The organism is Methylobacterium sp. P5_C11 (genome assembly GCF_054049775.1).
Map to the genome: position 1 here is coordinate 40855 of NZ_JBFULS010000017.1, position 18684 is coordinate 59538.

15 protein-coding genes are annotated in these 18684 nt (G+C 68.7%); 4 read left to right on the forward strand and 11 right to left on the reverse strand.

The window, feature by feature from the left end:
* Positions 1–348: 348 nt before the first annotated feature.
* The 11 genes from ACXJKQ_RS11630 to ACXJKQ_RS11680 all read right to left on the reverse strand — a co-directional run bounded on the left by ACXJKQ_RS11630 (position 349) and on the right by ACXJKQ_RS11680 (position 13935).
* The gene (locus tag ACXJKQ_RS11630; protein WP_457105902.1) at positions 349–1131 is read right to left on the reverse strand and encodes a COG4705 family protein; all 783 of its coding nucleotides are present in this window, start codon (positions 1129–1131) and stop codon (positions 349–351) included.
* Between the two features lie 28 nt (positions 1132–1159).
* Positions 1160–1933 (reverse strand): COG4705 family protein, encoded by a 774-nt coding sequence (locus ACXJKQ_RS11635; RefSeq protein WP_457105903.1) that lies wholly within the window; start codon positions 1931–1933, stop codon positions 1160–1162.
* A gap of 120 nt (positions 1934–2053) precedes the next feature.
* Entirely contained in the window at positions 2054–3352 is a 1299-nt protein-coding gene (locus ACXJKQ_RS11640) for an ATP-binding protein (RefSeq protein ID WP_457105904.1), read from the reverse strand.
* A complete protein-coding gene (locus ACXJKQ_RS11645) occupies positions 3349–4008 on the reverse strand; it encodes a response regulator (RefSeq protein ID WP_457105905.1) in 660 nt (219 codons plus the stop codon). The genes ACXJKQ_RS11640 and ACXJKQ_RS11645 overlap by 4 nt, the downstream gene beginning before the upstream one ends.
* 243 nt (positions 4009–4251) lie before the next feature.
* Entirely contained in the window at positions 4252–5076 is an 825-nt protein-coding gene (locus ACXJKQ_RS11650) for a DUF2163 domain-containing protein (protein WP_457105947.1), read from the reverse strand.
* The gene (locus ACXJKQ_RS11655; protein ID WP_457105906.1) at positions 4985–5578 is read right to left on the reverse strand and encodes a DUF2460 domain-containing protein; all 594 of its coding nucleotides are present in this window, start codon (positions 5576–5578) and stop codon (positions 4985–4987) included. Before ACXJKQ_RS11655 ends, ACXJKQ_RS11650 begins: the two co-directional genes overlap by 92 nt.
* 217 nt (positions 5579–5795) lie before the next feature.
* Positions 5796–8036, reverse strand: a complete 2241-nt coding sequence (locus tag ACXJKQ_RS11660; RefSeq protein WP_457105907.1) for a baseplate megatron protein TIM-barrel domain-containing protein — start codon at positions 8034–8036, stop codon at positions 5796–5798.
* Between the two features lie 3 nt (positions 8037–8039).
* The gene (locus tag ACXJKQ_RS11665) at positions 8040–8468 is read right to left on the reverse strand and encodes a hypothetical protein (RefSeq protein ID WP_457105908.1); all 429 of its coding nucleotides are present in this window, start codon (positions 8466–8468) and stop codon (positions 8040–8042) included.
* Entirely contained in the window at positions 8462–11215 is a 2754-nt protein-coding gene (locus ACXJKQ_RS11670) for a glycoside hydrolase family protein (RefSeq protein WP_457105909.1), read from the reverse strand. The genes ACXJKQ_RS11665 and ACXJKQ_RS11670 overlap by 7 nt, the downstream gene beginning before the upstream one ends.
* Before the next feature lie 468 nt (positions 11216–11683).
* On the reverse strand, positions 11684–13084 hold the full coding sequence (locus ACXJKQ_RS11675) for a DUF2254 family protein (RefSeq protein ID WP_457105910.1): 1401 nt from the start codon (positions 13082–13084) through the stop codon (positions 11684–11686).
* A gap of 71 nt (positions 13085–13155) precedes the next feature.
* Entirely contained in the window at positions 13156–13935 is a 780-nt protein-coding gene (locus tag ACXJKQ_RS11680; protein WP_457105911.1) for a class I SAM-dependent methyltransferase, read from the reverse strand.
* Between the two features lie 88 nt (positions 13936–14023).
* Here ACXJKQ_RS11680 and ACXJKQ_RS11685 point away from each other — a divergent pair, with 88 nt between their 5' ends.
* From ACXJKQ_RS11685 to ACXJKQ_RS11700, 4 genes are all read left to right on the forward strand, one after another.
* On the forward strand, positions 14024–14479 hold the full coding sequence (locus tag ACXJKQ_RS11685) for an Rrf2 family transcriptional regulator (RefSeq protein WP_457105912.1): 456 nt from the start codon (positions 14024–14026) through the stop codon (positions 14477–14479).
* Between the two features lie 172 nt (positions 14480–14651).
* Positions 14652–15095: a VOC family protein gene (locus tag ACXJKQ_RS11690; RefSeq protein ID WP_457105913.1), complete on the forward strand. Its 444-nt coding sequence runs from the start codon at positions 14652–14654 to the stop codon at positions 15093–15095.
* Positions 15096–15570: 475 nt separating this feature from the next.
* A complete protein-coding gene (locus ACXJKQ_RS11695; RefSeq protein ID WP_457105914.1) occupies positions 15571–15774 on the forward strand; it encodes a ribbon-helix-helix domain-containing protein in 204 nt (67 codons plus the stop codon).
* Positions 15775–15826: 52 nt separating this feature from the next.
* Positions 15827–18583 carry a PAS domain-containing protein gene (locus ACXJKQ_RS11700; RefSeq protein ID WP_457105915.1) on the forward strand — a complete coding sequence of 919 codons (2757 nt, stop codon included), beginning with the start codon at positions 15827–15829 and terminating at the stop codon, positions 18581–18583.
* Positions 18584–18684: the final 101 nt, after the last annotated feature.

Sequence of the window (18684 nt, forward strand, 5' to 3'; positions counted from 1 at the left end):
CGCAGGGGGCATGAGCGCCTTGAGGCTGAGCCCGGCTATAGAGCCCGAGAGAAGTGTTCTCCGCAGCATTGCATCTCGCAAAGCAATATCGAACCTCGCAAAGCAACACTTGGATATCTATCAAAAAATTCCGCGGTCCACCAGATGTGATTCACAGCGGGCGCTTGYATTTTCGACGGCCGCTTTATGACAGCTCGTCCGCGTCGAGGCGACCGCAATGGGGCATCCTATATCCGCCCACTCTCAGGAGGCACTTACGACTTCGGTCGTCCGCTTCGCCGCCATTTCAGCGGAGGGGCATTCGTGTCGAACGTTTATGCGCCCATATTTCCTACTTGATCGAGCCGTTCATGCATCAAGGTTCGCAGGTTGTGCGCCTGGGTGTTGCCCAGGTCGCTGCGGCAACAGCACGATCAGGGCGACGATGAAGGCGACGAGCACAGCCGAGGCGATCGGTCGGCTCAGGTTCAGGCCCCCGTCGGCGACCGGCTTGTCCAACAAGTCACCCACCGTCGCGCCGAGGGGGCGCGTCAGGATGAAGGCCGCCCAGAACAGGCCAACCCGCGAAACCTTCGTGCGGGCGTACAGCAGGACGACCACGGCCAACGCCGCCGCAAAGACCAGCGCGCCGCCTTCGTAGCCGAGGCCGCCGGTATCCGCGAGCCAGTCGCCGAGTGCCGTTCCGAGCGTCTGCGAGACTGTGATCGCTGCCCAGTAGAATGCCTCGGACCGTGGGGTCGAGACCGTCTCGACCGACACCGTACCCTCCGTTGCGTACCATAGACCCAACACTGCCGCGAGGCAGACCAGCAGTACGCTCGACCCGCCCGTATAGCCGATGCTCAGCGAACGGTCGGCGAAGTCGGCCGTCGTGGTGCCGAACGTCGTCGAGGCGATGATCGTTGCCCAGTACAGGGCCGGGTTGAACCGGCGCGACAGGATCTGGGCGATCACGAGCGCGACGAGCACGACGGCGAGCAGCGCCGTTCCGGCAAGATAGCCCCAGTCCAACGTCATCGTGACGGTGTCGCCGCCGGTCTCGCCGAGCGTCGTGGCCAAGATCTTGATGATCCAGAACCCGAGAGTGACGGCGGGCACCTTGCTGAGGGCGCGCTGCGTGCTGTCGTCCATCGATCGGCTCCTTCGGTCGGGGGAAAGATCACTCGGCGTCGGCACTGGCCGGATGCGCGCCGGCCCGCTGCGGGATGGCCAGCACGCACGCGACCATCAGGACGGCGAGCGCGGCGGAGATCGTGATGTCGCTGATGCCGAGGCCACCGGAGGCCGGGGGCTTGTCGAGTGAGTTGGCCAGCGTGGCGCCGAGCGGCCGGGTCAGCACGAAGGCCGTCCAGAACAGCAGCGGTCGGGAGACCCTCGTGCGCCAGTACAGCGCCGCCGTGCCGGCCAGCGCGGCCAGTATGAGCAGGGCACTGCCGTCGTAACCGAGCCCGGTGCTGTCGGCCATCCAGTCGCCGAGCGCGGTGCCGAGCGTCTGGGAGAACATAATCGTCGCCCAGTAGAAGCCTTCGGCCCGCGGGGTCCGAACGGTCTCGACCGCGACGGTGCCGAGCGTGCGCTTCCACAGCAGCAGGGTGAGCACCACCGAGGAGAGCAGGATCACCGATCCGCCGGCGTAGCCGATGCCGAGCGAGCGGTCGCAGAAGTCGGCGAGCGTGGTGCCGGCGAGCGTAGTCGCGGTGATGGCCGCCCAGTACAGAGCCGGGTGGAAGCGGTCGGCGCGGATCTGCGCGACGAGCAATACGATCAGGGCGGCGGCGAAGATCGCGGTTCCGGCAAGGTAGCCGAGTCCGAGCGTCAGCGTCACCGCGTTGCCGCCGACCTCGCCGAGCGTCGTGGCGACGATCTTGATCGCCCAGAAGCCTGTCGTGACCGCGGGGACCTTGCACTCGGCGGATCGACTGTCGTCGTTCATGCGGTACGGCCCTGTCGCTGGAGAGCCGGACCGGCGTGGCGAAACGGGGTCGGCTCTGGCCGCGCGCAGTAGCGCGGCAGAATGAGGACAGAATGAGCTGCGCTCCGGGAGCTTGGATCGTCAGCTCGGCAGGACGACCCGGGCCAGGACGCCGCGCTGTCCGTCCCGGCGGTTCTCGACCGTCAGGCCGAGACCGTGGCGCTCCGCCACCCGATGGGCGATGGCGAGACCGAGCCCAGTGCCTTCGATATCCTTAGGCGCAGCGCGGAAGAAGCGGTCGAACAGGCGTTCCTCGCTGCCCGGCGGCAGACCACACCCGGTGTCGCGCACTGTGACGACGCACTGCCCGTTCTCCTGGGACAGACCGACATCCACCTGCCCGCCGGCCGGGGTGTAGCGCAGGGCATTGTCGAGCAGGCTCGCGACGAGGGTCCGGACCTCGGCCTCTGCGCCATCGATGACCTTCGATGCTTCGATCTCAGCGCCGAGGTCGATGCCTGCACCTTCGGCGAGCACAGCGTGGTCGGCGACGCAGTCGAGTAACAGCGGCCCGACGTCGACCGGCTCCCCGGCGTGCGGCACCTGATCGTCGAGCCTCGCGAGGCGAAGCAACTGATCGACCAGCCGGCTCGCGCGGCGAAGGCCGCCAGAGAGTGCCGACCTTCCTTCGGCCGGAACTGGACCGTCCGCCCAGGCCAGTGCATCGACCTGGGTCTGCATCGCAGCAAGCGGCGTGCGCAGCTCGTGGGCGGCGTCGGCTACGAATTGCTTCTGCGCGTTGAGCGCAGCCTGAAGGCGCAGGATCAGCCCATTCAACGCCTCTACCAGCGAGGCGATCTCCGTGGGCACGGTTGAGGTCGACAGCGGAGCCGTCGCTGCGGCGCTGCGACCCGCCAGATCACGCACCAGTCCGTCGAGGCGGCCGAGGACCCGGTTCATCGCCCACCCGACGACGATCCACGAGAGCGGAACGAGCAACAGCAGTGGTGTCGCCGCCCCGAGTGCCGCGTTGCGGGCGAATTCGGCGCGGACCAGATCCCGCTGAGCGACGCGCACCGTCAACGTGCCGCTCTCGGTCGTGTAGGTGCGCCAAGGCTCACCGCCCATGACCGCGTCCGCGTAGCCAGTCCGCTCAGGCCGATGCGCATCCACCCCGGGGTCACTGCGCAGAATCGTCGGGCCTTTCCAGATCGTGACCGCGATCTGATCCTCGGGGTCCTGGTCGGCAGCGGGGGGTGCATCGGCTTCGGCGAGGCCGGGACCGGCGTTCAGGGCGACCTGCCGCAACTGGCCGTCGAGGAAGTCGGCAGCCTCGCCTCGGTCCAGGATGTAGGCGGCGACCATTGCGGCAAGCCCGACACCAGCGAGCAGGGCGGTCATCCAGCCGAGTGCGGTCCGGCGCAGCGAGGGGCTGCTCATGGCTTCGGCACCATCCAGCCAGCGCCGCGGACGTTGAGGATCACACTTCGGCCGACCCGGCGACGGATCGAAAGTATGAGGGCATCAACGGCATTGCTCTCGACCTCCTCGCCCCAGCCGTAGATGCGCTCCTCGATCTGAGCACGCGACAGGATGCGGCCCGGCCGCTCCATCAGTGTGCGCATAAGGGCGTACTCACGGGCGGGGAGCAACGCGGTCGCATCGGCGTGCGTCAGCGTGTGGGTCTCGGTATCGAGTTCGGTATCGGCAGCTAGAAGGCGTGCGGTCGCGCGCCCGGCCCTCCGGCGTAGCACGGCTCGCATTCGCGCCAGAAGCTCGCGCGTTTCGAAGGGTTTGACGAGGTAGTCGTCCGCGCCGAGGTCGAGACCGCCCACCCGGGTATCGAGCGCGTCGCGCGCGGTAATAATCAGGACGGGCGTGTCGTTGCCGGCGGCGCGGGTCATTCGCAGAAGATCCAGACCGTCGGCCTGCGGCAGGCCGAGGTCGAGCAGGACGAGCGTGTGGTCGCCCGTCCGCAGGGCTGCGTCTGCGTTGGAGCCGTTGCGCACCCAATCGACCGACATTCCTTCTGCCCGCAGGGCGGCGGACAGCCCCGCGCCGATCATGCCATCGTCCTCGATCAGCAACACGCGCATCAGCGTCTCGATCGCTTGCCTCCCCCGTTCCTACACCGGAACGCCTATTCGGGGGCGGGTTGTTCGAGCCACGTTTGCCACGGTTGTGGGATCCACTTTTTTAAACTTTCCTCCGTCAGAAGACGAGCTGAAGACCATCCGTCTCAGCCGTAAGTCGTTGTCAGCCGGGCCAGCAGGACGCGGACCTTCTGAGGGTCTGCGATGTGTCGGGATCATACGACTCCAAGGCTCAGAATCCGCTCATCAGAACGCCGCCTCGGGCGTGGGCACGAACGGGAAGCCGCGGAAGTTGGCATCGTTGGCGAACCTGGACCGGCAGGTCGCCAGGGTGTGGTCGCAGCCCTGATAGGCCGTGAAGCCGTCGCCCGGCGCCGGGGGCGCCGGCAGCGGGTAGGTGAGCGTCAGCCCGGTCGCGTCCGCCAACTTGATCGTGGCCGACACCCCGGTGTTGCCGCCCGAGGTGAACGTCACCGTGCCCTGCGTCAGCGCCTCGCTCGCACCGGCCCAGGGGATGACCGTCGTGCTCGCCCCGTCGCCGACCGCCCCGGCCGAGGCGTAGGCCTGCCGCACCAGCCGGCAGCCGGTGTCGTAGAGCGTGTGGTTGCAGGTCGGCTGCCAGACGTTGCGCGGCAGGTCGATGTCGAGGAGCGTCAGCTCGCTCGCTACCGTCAGGATCGCGCCGGTGCGCCCGACCTGATCGACGCTGGCCAGGCGCCCGGTGAACAGCGTGACCCCGCCGATCGGCGGGGCGTCCCAGGCGGTGAGGAACGCCCGGTCGCGACGGATCGTGCAGCCGTCGAACACGCCCTCGCGCAGGGCCACGAGGAACGGCACGCCGCCGACCGTATCGGCCGGGCGGGCCGAGACCGTGATCCGCTGCTGGTCAACGTCGAGGCCGGTGGTGCAGCGGTAGCGCAGCCCGTCGACCAGCACGGAATCGGCGCGGTAGGTGGTGCCGTTCAGCGCGATCGGCACGTCAGCGTCGGTGTAGGCGAGGATCAGGCCCGAGAGCAGCGTGAAGGTGAAGCAGTCCGCCATCAGCAGCCGCTTGTCGGCCCGCGCGCGCATCTCGGCCAGGTAGGCGACGAGGCCGGGATCGGCGGGCCTCATGTGGTCGCACGCTCCGGAACTTGACGCCCTCCGCCTTCCACAGCCCGGCCATGACGTTCTCGAAGTCCTGGATGTCGTCGAGGAAGCGGCACAGGTAGGCGAAGTCGAAATCGGCGCCGATCACCGCGCCCGCGGCCGGCGCCGCCGGCAGCACGATCCGGTTCGGCGCGGCGAGGCTCCAGCCGTCGGCAGGCACGCCGTCGACGGTGACGGCGCGCAGCGCGGTCACCCAGCCGATCGGCTCGGAGAAGCCGCCGAGGGTGCGCAGGGCCGGGAAGACGCGCGTTGCGCCGTCGCCGATCCCCACCGCGCCGGCCGCGACCGTGCCATCGGTCGGGTCGGTGTAGAGGAAGGTGCCGAAGCGGCCCTGGCAGCGCAGGAACAGGCCGAGCAGCGCCTGCAGGGAGTTCACCCCGAGGCCCGGGAAGGCCGCGCCCGCGTCCAGACCGTCGAAGGTCACCTCGAACTCCCACAGCGGCGCCGCGTAGAGGCTCGCGCACCTCCCGGCCGGAGACGTGCGGGGCGAGCCGCGTGGCGAAGGTCGGGCGCTTGTGCACCGACCAGCCCTGGCCCGGCAGCGCGGGGAAGGCGGGCGGAGTCTCGCTCACCCGCGCACGCTCACGAGCCGGAAGGCTTGCGTGGCGAACAGCAGCGCCATGAATGCCTCGAGATCCAGGTCATCGTCGGCGAAGTGGCAGAGCAGGCTGGATCCGGCCCCGAGTTCGGCCGGGACGGCGACGTGGAACGGCAGCGCACGCCCGGCGACCCGGCCGTAGAAGCTGGCGAGGTGCTCGAAGTCTCCGGCGAGGCCGCTCGCGGCGAACCCGTCGGCGGCCAAGACATCGTAGGCCAGCTCGATTTCCCAGGACGGCGCCCGTACGCGCTGCCCGCGACTCCCGGCCCGAGACGTGCGCGGCCGCGCCGGTGCGGAACACGGGCGCGTAGCGCACCGACCATGCGCGTCCGGACAGCACCGGCAAGGTCGGGTATGCCCCCGGCACCGGTGGCGGATCAGGCGGCGGCGGCGGCAGCGCCGGCCCCTTGCCGCCGATCCATAGCCCGGCCGGCCAGTTGAGGGTGTCGCCCCAGACATCGGACCGCAGCGGGAAGGTCGGGAACGGCCGCGCGTCCCAGTTCCAGGCCGCGAAGAAGGCGGTCTGCAGCATCGGCAGCCCGGCGGCCGAGACCGCGTTGTGGCCGTCGCGGTACCAGTATTCGTAGACCGCCCGCAGCGCCATCGCGCAGAGCGTGTCGTCCCGCCTGGGCGTGTAGGTCGCCCCGTCGGCGCTGTCCCACACCGACCAGAACGCGGTGAAGCTCTCCGTGCTCTTGGGGTCGTAGAACACGTTGGGCTGGTTGGTCGCGCGGTCGATCGAGCCGAAGCCGTACTCGACGGTGGTGATCGACTTCGATTGCGGCACCCAGCGGGTGACAGGCCCGCGTGGCACCCAGCCCCGACCGTCGCCGGTGTCGTAGACGGCGCGGTGCGGGTTCGTCCACCACCAGCGCAGCTGCTTGTTGGCCAGGATCTCCTGGCCCGGATAGTACCGGCTGCGAGTCTGGGTCACGCGGTCGCCGGTCGGCCGGGACACCTGCTGGTCCGAGCCAAGCGGGTCGAGACCGATCCCGAGGTTGTCCGAGTCGAGGTAGAACCAGTCGTACTTCTCGCCGCCCTCGATGTTCCGCTTCAGGTAGGCCATCGAATAGAGCGTCGGCTCGCCCGAGAGCCCGAGGCCGTTCATCGTGTCCGGCCCGGGCGGCCACGTGCTCCGGTCGGGCGCGGACGCCGTCCAGTTCGCCGCGTCGAGGCCGCCGCCGGCCGTGGTCCAGTCGGACAGCGGCAGGTAGTTGTCGAAGGCCACGAGGTCGATGCTGTCCCGGCCGTAGAGCTGGTCGAGATGCGGCCACTGTCCGGCCTCGCCTCGGTGCTGCACGCCCATCCACACCGACCAGTCGGGCGAATAGGTGATCAGGTTGCGCAAGCCCGCCGCGTCCCGGGTCAGGCCGGCCGCGTCGAAGATCCCGCGCACGTCATCGGCGAGCCGCCCGAGCCCGTCGACGAAGGGATAGTCCCAGGTGACGGTGCCGTCGTCGCCGGTCGTGCCGGCCCGGGTCCAGCCGGGTCCGCGGATCGCTTCCAGTCCGCGCAGCTCGGAGCCGAGCAGGAACAAGTCGACGCCGCCGGCCAGTACGCACAGGTTGGCGCATTGCAGGATCATCCGGCGCAACGTGTAGTCGTCGGCCGGGCCGGCATAGTCGACCGTCAGCCGGTCGGGGTGGCGGGTGAACAGCGACGGCGTCGCCGGCCCGAGGATCCGGGCCACCGTCGCGGCGGCGGCCACCGTGCTATCTGCGTCGAGCCCGATGCGCCCGCGCCACGGGAAGCCGGGGCAGTCCATCAGCAGGAACGGATAGAACACGACGCGGTAGCCGCGTGCCCGCAGGTCGCGCAGGCAGCGCACCACGCTCTGATCGGACGGCGTGCCGCCATAGACCGCGTGGCCGTCGACGGTGGTGATCGGGATCAGGATCGGGGGGCCGCCCAGGCCCCGCGACAGCTGCGTCAGGCCCGAGACCTGCCAGTTCTCCTCGACCGGCGCAGGCCCGTCCATGCGCTGGAACGACCCGTCGATGTAGATCGTGGACGGGTAGATCTTGCAGGTCCGCGCGTCGATCGAGGAGCCGAACCACGCCACGAGCAGGTTGACGGTGGTGCAGCCGGGCACCTGCTCGGCCAGCGCGTGGAGGGCAAGGCTGCAGTCGGTGCGCCCCGAGCCCGGCGCCGCGTAGGTGTTGATCGGCTTGAACGGGCGCTCGGCTGCCGCGGGCCGCCACCGCGAGGCCCGGTAGGGCAGGGGGTCGTAGCCGAACTCCCCGGTCGCGGGCAGCAGGTTGAAGCCGGTGATGTAGTCGATCACGGCTCAGCCCGGTCCCAGCCGCGACAGGCCGAGATGCGCACCCTGCCGGACCGCCTGGTTGATCGCCCGCATCAGCGGGCGGGAATGAGTCTGGAAGAAGTCCGCCACCGAGGCGCCGTCGAGGGCCGAGACGTTGATCTGGGTGGTGTGGTTGAGCGCGAGGCTCGGGGCCGGGCTGCCGCCCACGGCCGCGCGCAGCGCACCGGCGGGACCGGCCGGGACGATCATCTCGCCCTTGTGTAACTGGGCGACCATGTCGTCGGGCAGCGACCACGCGCCGACCGCGAAGGACGGGATCGCCGCGGCGGCGGCCGCCACGGTCGCCTCGCCGGCGGCCGCAGGGCCGACCGCGGCGGGGCCGAGCACCGGCGACAGGAAGCCGAAGATGCCCGCGAAGGTCTCGGAGGCCGAGGCCATGATCGACTTCACCATCGCGCCCGCCTGCGTGGCGAATGCGGACGCCGCCCCCGTCTCCTCGGCGCCGGTCCGGGCGGCGACCCCGCGGTGGTGGCGGCGGTCTTGGCGACCCCGCCGGCCTGGTGCGCCGAGACGCCGGCAAGCCAGTCGGCGATCAGCTTCACCCGCGCCTGGACGTAGCTCTGGACGATCGACAGCGCCGTGCTGCGGGCGGCCTGGGCGATCGTGGTCTGCCCCTGGATCACGCTGAAGACGTTGCCGGTGAGCGTCGAGCCGATCTGCTCGTAGGTGCGCTTGGTGTCCTGGTACTCGGCCTTCTGCATCTCGCGCTCGGCCTGCGCGCGGCGGGAAGCGGATTCGGACGCGAGCCGGTCGAGCTGCGCCATCGCCTGACGGTACTGACTGGTGCCCTGGCCCCAGATCTCGGCGAGCTTGCGCTGGTGGTCGCGCTCCAGGTCCTCGATCTGCCCCAGCACCGCGCCGGTCTCGGCCTGGCGCTGTGCGAAGCCGAGACCGCGCTCCTGCGCCTCCTGGCGCAGGTCGCGCATGCGGTCCTCCAACACGCGCTTGGCGTTCTGGTAGGCCGTGTCCTCGGCGGTGGCCCGCTCCTGCGCCTCGGCCTGCTCCACCGCCCGGGTGTTGGCGATCTTCTGGGCCTCGAGCTGGTTCCAGGCCGCCGTGCCGCGGGCGTGCAGTCCCTGCTCGACGGTCAGCGCGTCGTTGAGGATGCGCAGCCGCTCCCGTGAGCCGGTCTCCATCTCGGCGGTCTGCAGGCTGGCCTCGGATCGGGTGAGCGCGACGCGCTTCTCGGCGAGCGCGGCCTCGCCCTGCGCGAGCCGGGTCTGGAGCGCCGTGCGCGCCGAGAGGTCGGTGGTCGCGTCGAGCTGCCGGCGCAGGGCATCGTTCGCCCGCTCCTGCGCGGCGACCTCGTCACGCCGTCCCGCCGCGTTGGCCTGGGCGGTGGCCAGCGCCTCGCGGTCGAGCGCGTTGCCGCCGGCCTGCCGGTCCGCGAGCTGCTGGCGCAGGTCGAGCTGCGCGCGCAGCGCCTCGGCGGTGGCGCCACCCGAGATGTTGTCGGCCTCCTGATTGCGCCGCCCGGCGTTGATCCCGCCGTTGTCGCCCGAGCGCCCGCGGATCGTGGCGGCCAGCGCGCCCTCGTCGCCGCCGCGCGCCGCAGCGGCGACATCGCGCGGCAGCGAGCCGTAATTATAGGCCACGGAGGTGAGGGAGGCCTTCGCGCGGTCGGACAGGCCCTGCCAGGCCGCGCCCACCTGCGCGGCCGCCTCGGTCTGGAACGCCACGAGCCGGCGGGCGAGATCGCGCTCGGCATCCTCCCGCGTCGTGACCGTGCCGGCGGTCACCGGGCTGGCGCGGCCGTCGGCGCCGGTGGTCGTGTCCGACCCGAAGCCGACGCGGAAGCGGCCGTCGTTGTCGCGGTAGGCTGCGCCGCTGAACCCCTCGAACTTGCGGATCAGCGCCGCGGCGTCCCCGGTCGCGCCCTGGAGGCGCTGGCGCAGCAGGTCAATCCGGCCGGTCGCCTGATCGATCCCGGCCTGCGCGGTGTTGCCGAGGAGGTTCGCGGTGGCGTCCGTGAGCTGACCCGCGTCGAGCGGCGTCCGCGCGAGGGTGGCGTTGCGGCGCTCGATCACCTCCAGCTGCTTCTCCAGCGCCTCGGTGACCCGGTTGGCCTCATCCACCTGCCCGCGCAGGCGCGAGGCGAACAGGCCGGCCAGCGGACCCAGCGCCGAATAGCTCTTCAGCTGCTCCTGCAGCGACCGGGTCATCTCGTTGCCGTAGGCGCGGGCGCGCTCGACCAGGGCCGACAGGATGGCAGCTTGCATCTGGTTGGCGTTGCCGTTCTGACGGGCGAGATCGAACTGCGCGCGCAGCTCGCGCGAGACGCCGCCGAGCGCCGCGAGATACGGCTCGCCGGCGGCGGCGGGATCGCGCAGCGCCCCGGTCAGCGCCGACGCCATCTGCTTCGCCTCGTCCTCGGAGGACGCCATCATGGCGACCAGCGAGACGATCGAGGCGTTGGCCGAGCCGGTGTAGCTCGGGACCGAGGCGAGCATGGCCTCGATCGAGGCCGCGCCCTGGTCGGTCATACCCGGAACCTTGGTCAGCTCCAGCGTGAAGGCCTGGAGCATCCGGGTCGCGTTCTCGAAGCCGCGCGCCTGCGCGGCGGCCTGGAGGCGGTCCATGGTGCCGGCGGCCGCGATGGCGCGGCCCTCGACCTCGAGCAGGCCGGAGCCGTAGATCTGCGACCCGCGCCGCCACTCCTGGAAGGCACTGCGCTGCCGCTCGATCGCGCCCGTGAGCCCCTGCGTCGACAGGGCCGTGACGTCGAGGGCGCGCGAGGCCGAGAGCGCGTTGAAGGCGTACTCCACCAGCGCGGTGGCGCCGGACCGGGCCGCCGTCGCGGTGGCCGAGATAGCGGTTCCGACCGCCGCGTAGGTCCGTCCGGTCGCGCCGGACACGGCCTCGTCGGCGGCGCGCAGGCCCTCGTAGGCGGCGACCAGCGCCGCCACGGCGCGGGCCTGGGTGGCCAGGGTGGACGTATTCTCGGCGCTGGCCTGGATCTGCCGCAGCGACGCGTTGGCCGCGTCGATGGCCGCCTTCAGGTCGTCGTAGCTCTGGCGCGCCGTCGCGTTCTGGCCGCGGGCCGTCGCGGCGAAGCCCTGGATCGTGCCCTTGGCCTGATCGGCCGCATTGCGGATGCCGGCCGCGTCGCCGCCGAAGCGGACCTGGATGTCGTCGGCCATAGGTGGGCTCAAACGCGAATGGGTTGACCGAGCGAACGGCTGCTAAGGGTGGTTTTACGAAGGTCCGCTTGTGGGCGACCACGCGCGGAAGCAGACGTTGCTGATCAGACAGACGCGACCGCAGCCAGGCCAGCGAAACCGGCATGATCTTTAAGCGTTGAGGCCGGCCCCGCTGGAGAGCATCATGTTTTCCAAGGTCTTTATTGCTGCCGTTATTGTCGCCGCCGGGTCAGGCCTTGCCCTCGCAGAGACAGCTGCACCGAACGCAGCAGGGACGGCAACCATGACGACCCGTCAAACACCTGATACCGGGGCCGGAGCCTCCGGCGGAAGCACACCGGCCTCCTCCGTAGGCGGGGGTATCATCGGCAGCGATGCCGTACACGGCACCGGCGCTCACGAGGCGAAAGGCTTGTCTCCGGAGCCGTCGCGTCCTTCGTCAGGGAAGAAGTGACGCGCAACGATCGTTCAGGTGGATGACGGCACGCGCGTCCCGCGTGAGTTGAGCGTACCGATGCTCTCGGCCAGCATGCCAGCCGCCGTCCGGATCTCTTCGGCGGCATCCGGCTCACCCCTGCTCTCCAAGCTTCGCCGGCAACGGGTCAGTTCGTCCTCGAGGTCGCGGGTCAGCACGTGGTCCCCGAGGCTCGACAGGAGCCGCCGCACCGTGTCGGTGAGCGCCGGCAGGCGTTCGTCCGGTACATCATCGATCAACGTCGCCAGGGTCCGCCAGACTTCGGCGGCTAGCGTGTTCTGCATGCTCTCGGACGCGACGACGCCGATTGCGGCAATCGCCAGGATCGCATCGTCCACGCCCCGATCGGCATAGACGATCCGGGACGCGCTGTTCTCCGGGATCGTATCAGCGCTGCTCCAGCGGGCGATGATGTCCCGCAGGCAGTGGCACACCAGGATCGCCGGTTGTGGGTTCTGCTTCGATGTCGAGGCGGTCGTCCAGGCGATTGAGTAGAGCTGCTCGATCCCGAAGCCGGCATCGCTCTCGATCGTTCGGCGTGGTTCGATCTTGATGGACGCGGTGATCGACCGATCGAGCGCCAGCAGCGCCTCGCCCGACAGGGATCGGGCCGCGTGAATGCGGAATAGGGGGTCGCGGAAGGCGAGATTGGTGCCGACGCGGGCCATGATCTCGATATCGGCGTCATGCTTAGCCGCCGACCGCTCGATCGTCGGGAGGTTGATCCCGCACACCACGCCGTAAGCGTCCGTTCGGACGATCCGCGACCACGACAGGCCCGCACGCGGTGTCCGGCGGGTACCCTCGATCACGCCCCGGTCTACTGTGCGGGCCTTGATCGTATGGTCGTGGATCGCGGTGATGACCGAGTGCGGTCGCATCTGATCGATGGTGCTGTAGATCAGGATCACCACCATGCACAGCGCCGCTCCAGTCATCAGGAGCGAGAGCAGAGCCCCGATGATCGGCTTGTGGTCGGGGTTGGCGCTGCCGAGGGTCAACAGCACGAATACGCTGAGCCCGACGAAGAAACCGAAGCTGAGTTTGTTCGAACGTCGCTGGATGAACTGGTCGTAGACGTGCGTCGAGAGCGTCGAGGCGGTCTGCTGCACGGCGATCAGCAGGAGTGAGAAGGTGATTGAGGTCACCGTGATCATGCCGGAGGCAACGGTGCTGAGAAGGCTCGCGATCGCGGTCGTGTCGCCGAGCAGGTGAGCGAGCCATGGGATCGGCGTCGGGCCGCGACGATCCCAGAGCGTGGCATCGAGCAGAAAGCTCAACGCGAACAGGACCAGGAACATCGCGACGACGAGAAGGGGAAGGCCGATGAACTCCCGCAACGACCGCCGGACGAGCGCCAGAACCCGGTCGCGAGCTTGGTTGACGATGTTCATTCGGTGTTGCCGGGCATGCTTTCGATCGAAGGCTTATGCCGGTGTTTCGTCGCTGGCACGAGGCGTGATGTTTACCGCCGCGCCACGGCGATCAGCGCCGCCGACGGGATGAGCAGCGTTGGTCGATCGCCTGCCATGCGTCGCGCCTCTGCGATCACCGCAGCCTTGTTCGCATCGTTCAAGTCGGCCCAGTCCGGCGACAGGCCGAACACCGTGTCGGGGTCGTCTAACATGGCGATGTCGAGCTCGTAGTCGAAGACCACCCGCTTGATCCGGCAATCGCGGTAACCAGCGGCGACCAGCTCGCGAGCGAACCCCTCGGGATCGCCCAGCGCCCTGACGCCTTCCAGCATCGCGCGGGTCTCGCGCTCGGGGAAGAGCGTGCGGCGGATCTGTCCGAGCAAAAGGAAGGTCGCCGCCCCTTGTTCCTGCCACGTCGCGATGACACCGCGGCCGTCGGGCCGGGTCACCCGCGCCATCTCGGCGAGCCCCCGTCGCCACTCGGGGAACATGATCACGCCGAAGATTGAGAACACGGCGTCGAAGCTCCCGTCGGGGAGAGCAAGGGCCTGTCCGTCCATCACTCTCGCGTCGACGTTGGCCAGCCCCGCGGACGCGATCCGAGCGACCATGGCCGGCGAGAAGTCGATGGCGAAGACCTGGGCACCTGTGCGTGCCGCAGCGAGCGTGAGCGCCCCCGTTCCTGCCGCGACGTCGAGGACCCGGCTGCCGGCGTTCAGGGGCACCTGCGCGAGAGCCGCTTCAGCGAAGCGAGCGGTGAATGGGTGGGCGGTCCGCTCATAGTGGAGGGCGACCTTGTCCCACCGGTCGGGGTTCTCAAACTCGCGCATCGGTGTCGCTCCCACGTATTACGTAACTTATGAAGTATCGTGATACGGGGCCGTTGCCAATCCTGATGCGGCGACCGAGGATCGCGCCGTGCGCAACGACAGCCGCCTCTCCCGAACCCTCCACGTGCTCCTCCACATGGCGCGCCACGACGGGCCGATGACGTCCGAAGCCATCGGGCGAATGCTCGGCACGAACCCCGTCGTCGTCCGCCGGACGATGGCCGGGCTGCGTAATGCCGGTTACGTGCGGTCAGAGAAGGGGCACGGCGGTGGATGGAGCATCGCCGCGGATCTGGACGCAGTCACGCTGCTCGACATCCATCGTGCGGTCGGCGGTCCCCGTATCTTCGCGATCGGGAGCGATCGATCGAACCCCGACTGCGCCGTCGAGAAGGCCGTCAACGAGGCGATTGAGGACACATTGCGCGCGGCCGAGGCTCTGCTGGTCGCGCGGCTTAGTTCGATTAGCCTGGCGCAACTGGCGCGCGGCTTCGATGCCCGGTGTCAGGCCGGAGAGCCGATGGCGACTTCAGGAGGCGAGTGATTTTTACCTCCAGCGATGGCGTCGCATTGTTACGGAGATGACCGCTCGGGGTGGATTTCCGCCGTTCCGCTTTCAGGGCGACAATGCACGGATGCGGTCGCTGTCTCCCCCATCGACTCGATCCGGACCTTTCGCACGCGATCTGATCCTAGCCTGAAGGGCTTGCCGCCGATTGATAGGAGGACCTGCTCTGGAACCACGTATCAGCCTCGTCACTCTCGGCGTCACTGACCTCGACCGCGCAACCGCCTTCTACGAAGGGATGGGCTGGCCTCGCCGGGTCATTGCCGCACAGGGTGTCGCCTTCTTTCAGCTAGGCGGTCTGGGCCTCTCGCTCTATCCACGCGCTGAGCTGGCCGCGGATGCTGGCGTCCCTCTGCAGAGCCACTCCTCGCAGGGCTTCACGCTCGCTTACAACACGCGCAGCCGTGACGAAGTGGATGAAGTGCTCTCGCGTGCCGAGGCGCTCGGAGGGACGATTACCCAGTTGGCACAGAACGCAGTCTGGGGTGGATACCACGGCCATTTCTGCGACCCGGATGGGTTTGTGTGGGAGGTGGCCTGGAACCCTGACTTCGCTCTCGCAGACGACGGTTGCCTGATCCTCCCGACGTAGCCGTCATGGCTGATCCATAGAGGCCTGCTCGCGACCCTCCCCAGACCCTTGGAAGGTTCACTTCGCGGCAGGGGGCAGTGGATGGCTTACGTCTGGGTTGGGTGGATTTCCGCCGGTCCGCTTTCGGACGGCAACGTATGTGAGCAGACGTTGCCGCCGCGCCCGTTCACGACCCTTCACAGACCCTCGCAAGGTCCGCTTCGCGGCGGTTTGATGGATGGCGATCTAAGACCCGGTCGGATGGATTTCTGCCCGTCCCGCATCCAGACACCCTTCGACTGGAGCAGACATCGTCGTTCGGCCCGCGTCAGACCAAACGTAACGCTGGTGAAAGCGTTTCGGAGCATTTCGATAGCGCAAAGCCGAGGATGCAGGGCGCCAGCTCCGGCTTCCCAGCGCGGGCCGCAGATAGGTGTTTGCTCCCTGGTGGCTCGGAAGGAAACACCCCAAGCGTCGGGTGTGTTAGAAGGTGGATATGCCCGCCAAGCACTCCCGCCACATAGCCCTCACGGAAACGCTTGCTGCCTGGATCGGCTGCCATGTGGCCAAGGGCAATTACGCCTCCTCCAACGACCTAATCCGCACCGTTATCCGGGCGTTGCGCATCCAGGACGAGGGCAAGGTCGCTGTCCAGGCCGCCTCTGCCATGCCGGTGCCGATCGGCAAAGGGCGGTCCTGAGGCCATGGGTTCGGTGAGTTCGGTCTTCCGCGGCGGCGGCATGAGCGCGCACATGCGCGCCTACGATTGGTCGACGACAACCCTCGGGCCGCAAGAGTGCTGGCCCCAGGCGCTCCTGACGCTCGTGCAGGTCATGCTCAACTCGCGCCAGCCGATGTTCATCGCCTGGGGCGCGGACCGCACCCTCATCTACAACGACACCTACGCGCCCATGCTCGGCGAGCGTCACCCCGCCGCCCTCGGACGCCCGTTCTTCGAGACTTGGCCCGAGGTCCGGGACGAGGTGGGCGCGCTCATGGACCGCGTGTTCGCGGGCGAGCCCGTGCACATGGACGACCTGCAACTCACCCTCCACCGCAATGGCTACCCAGAGGAGGCACACTTCGCCTTCTCCTACACCCCCGTGCCGGGAGACGACGGCGCGATTGCCGGCCTGTTCTGCGCCTGCACCGAGACGACCAGCCAGGTGCACGCCGAGCGGCAGGCCGCTTCCGAGCGCCAACGGCAGCAAGCCCTGCTCCAGCAGATGCCCGGCTTCGTCGCCGTGCTGCGCGAGCCGAGCCACGTCTTCGAGTATGTCAACGACGCCTACCTCACGGTGGCGGGCCATCGCGACTACATCGGTCGCAACGTCCGCGAGGTGTTCCCGGAACTGGTAGGCCAGAGGTTCTACGAACTCCTCGACCACGTCTACGCGACGGGCGAGCCGTTCGTGGCCAGCTCCTTGCCGATCCGGCTCGACGGCAAGGACGGCGACCGCTACCTCAACTTCATCTATCAGCCCATTCGCGATCAGGCAGGCGCCGTCACCGGCATCTTCGCCGGCGGCTACGAGGTCACGGACCAGATCCACTCCCAGGTTGCCCTGGCCGAAAGCGAGAGCCGCTACCGCACCCTCTTCGAGAGCATCGACGTCGGGTTCTGCATCATCGAGGTGGCGTTCGACGACGCGGACCGGGCCGTCGACTTCCTCATCGTCGAGGCCAATCCGGCCTACGAGCGGCAGACCGGGGCCAACGTGGTCGGCCGGTGGGTCAGCGAGTTCGCGCCCGACCTCGAACGATACTGGTTCGACACCTACGGGCGCGTTGCGCTGACGGGCGAGCCCGCCCACATCGAGAACAGGGCCGATGTGTTCGGGCGGTGGTTCGACGTGCGTGCCCTGCGCGTCGGAGACCCGGCCGCACGCCGGGTCGCGGTGCTGTTCAGCGACATCTCCGAGCGCAAGCGCATGGAGGAGGAACTCCGGGTCCTGAACACCGCCCTGAAGCAGCAGGTCCACGAGCGCACGGCCGAGCGCGACCAACTCTGGACCTTGTCCGAGGACATGCTGGCCCGGGCCAACTACGAAGGGATGATGACGGCGGTCAGCCCCGCCTGGCAGCGGGTCCTGGGGTGGTCGGATGACGAACTCCTGTCTCGGCCGTACGGGACGTTCATGCACCCCGACGACATGGGGCCGACGCTCGCGGCCCTCGCGCGGATGGGGGAGACGTCGCTGCCGACGCGCTTCGAGAACCGCATCGCCACCAGCGCCGGAGGCTGGAAGCCTATCGAGTGGACGGTCGCGCCCGAGCCCGACGACGCGCACTTCATCGCGGTGGGCCGCGACCTGACCCACGCCAAGGCGCGCGAGGCCGAGCTTGCCTCCGCCCAGGAAGCCTTGCGGCAGGCCCAGAAGATGGAGGCGGTCGGCCAGCTCACCGGCGGCGTGGCCCACGACTTCAACAACCTGCTGACCGTCATCAAGTCATCCACCGACCTCCTGAAGCGACCGAACCTCGCCGACGCGCGGCGCCAACGTTACGTCGAGGCGATTTCCGACACCGTTGACCGTGCCGCCAAGCTCACGGGTCAGTTGCTCGCCTTCGCGCGCCGGCAGGCGCTCAAGCCGGAGGTCTTCGATGCCGGTCGGAGCGTCGCCGCCATCAGCGACATGGTTGGCACCCTGAGCGGCTCGCGCGTCAGGATCGTCACGGACATCCCGGACGAGCCGTGCTTCGTCGACGCGGATCCGAGCCAGTTCGACACCGCCCTGGTGAACATGGCCGTCAACGCCCGGGACGCCATGGACGGCGAGGGCACCCTCACCATCACGGTGCACCCCATCTCAGTCATCCCGCCCATCCGCAGCCATCCCGCGGTAAGCGGCGACTTTGTCGCGGTGTGCATCGAGGATACAGGCGCCGGCATCGCGCCAGAGCGGATCGAGCACATCTTCGAGCCGTTCTTCACGACCAAAGGCGTTGGGCAAGGAACGGGTCTCGGGCTGAGCCAGGTCTTCGGCTTCGCCAAGCAGTCCGGAGGCGAGATCCGGGTGCAGAGCACCGTCGGACAGGGCACAATGTTCGTTCTGTACCTGCCGAGGGTTGAGGCTGTGGCTTACCTGCCCCAAGCGGAGCCCGAGCCGCTCGTCGACGGACACGGCATGTGCATCCTCGTAGTCGAGGACAACGCCGAGGTCGGGACGTTCGCGACCCAGACCCTGGTCGAACTCGGCTACGTCACTGTCTGGGCCAACAACGCCGAGGAAGCGCTCGCCGAGTTGGAGAAGGATGCCGAGCGCTTCGACGTGGTCTTCAGCGACGTGGTGATGCCGGGCATGAACGGGATCGACCTTGCTCATGAGATCCGCCGCCGGCATGACGACCTGCCCGTGCTGCTGGCCTCAGGCTACAGCCACGTTCTGGCGCAGAACGGCACCTACGGCTTCGAGTTGCTGCACAAGCCGTACTCGGTCGAGCAGCTATCGCGTCTCCTCCGGAAGGTGGCCACCTGGCAGAGACGGAAGCGCATCATACGCAACTAGCTTAAACTCAAAGGGGGGCGCGCCAAGTGCGAGACAGGGCAGGTCGTCCAGCCCTTCGAAGCCGCTCAATCAGTGAACGCCTGCTTGAGGACGAAAAGCTA

What these genes read in the sequence shown, in the direction of transcription:
- ACXJKQ_RS11630 (WP_457105902.1), bottom strand. Translation starts at nt 1,131, where the DNA reads ATGGACGACAGCACGCAGCGCGCCCTCAGCAAGGTGCCCGCCGTCACT.
- ACXJKQ_RS11635 (WP_457105903.1), bottom strand. Translation starts at nt 1,933, where the DNA reads ATGAACGACGACAGTCGATCCGCCGAGTGCAAGGTCCCCGCGGTCACG.
- ACXJKQ_RS11640 (WP_457105904.1), bottom strand. Translation starts at nt 3,352, where the DNA reads ATGAGCAGCCCCTCGCTGCGCCGGACCGCACTCGGCTGGATGACCGCC.
- ACXJKQ_RS11645 (WP_457105905.1), bottom strand. Translation starts at nt 4,008, where the DNA reads ATGCGCGTGTTGCTGATCGAGGACGATGGCATGATCGGCGCGGGGCTG.
- ACXJKQ_RS11650 (WP_457105947.1), bottom strand. Translation starts at nt 5,076, where the DNA reads ATGCGCGCGCGGGCCGACAAGCGGCTGCTGATGGCGGACTGCTTCACC.
- ACXJKQ_RS11665 (WP_457105908.1), bottom strand. Translation starts at nt 8,468, where the DNA reads ATGGTGAAGTCGATCATGGCCTCGGCCTCCGAGACCTTCGCGGGCATC.
- ACXJKQ_RS11670 (WP_457105909.1), bottom strand. Translation starts at nt 11,215, where the DNA reads ATGGCCGACGACATCCAGGTCCGCTTCGGCGGCGACGCGGCCGGCATC.
- ACXJKQ_RS11675 (WP_457105910.1), bottom strand. Translation starts at nt 13,084, where the DNA reads ATGAACATCGTCAACCAAGCTCGCGACCGGGTTCTGGCGCTCGTCCGG.
- ACXJKQ_RS11680 (WP_457105911.1), bottom strand. Translation starts at nt 13,935, where the DNA reads ATGCGCGAGTTTGAGAACCCCGACCGGTGGGACAAGGTCGCCCTCCAC.
- ACXJKQ_RS11695 (WP_457105914.1), top strand. Translation starts at nt 15,571, where the DNA reads ATGCCCGCCAAGCACTCCCGCCACATAGCCCTCACGGAAACGCTTGCT.
- ACXJKQ_RS11700 (WP_457105915.1), top strand. Translation starts at nt 15,827, where the DNA reads ATGCGCGCCTACGATTGGTCGACGACAACCCTCGGGCCGCAAGAGTGC.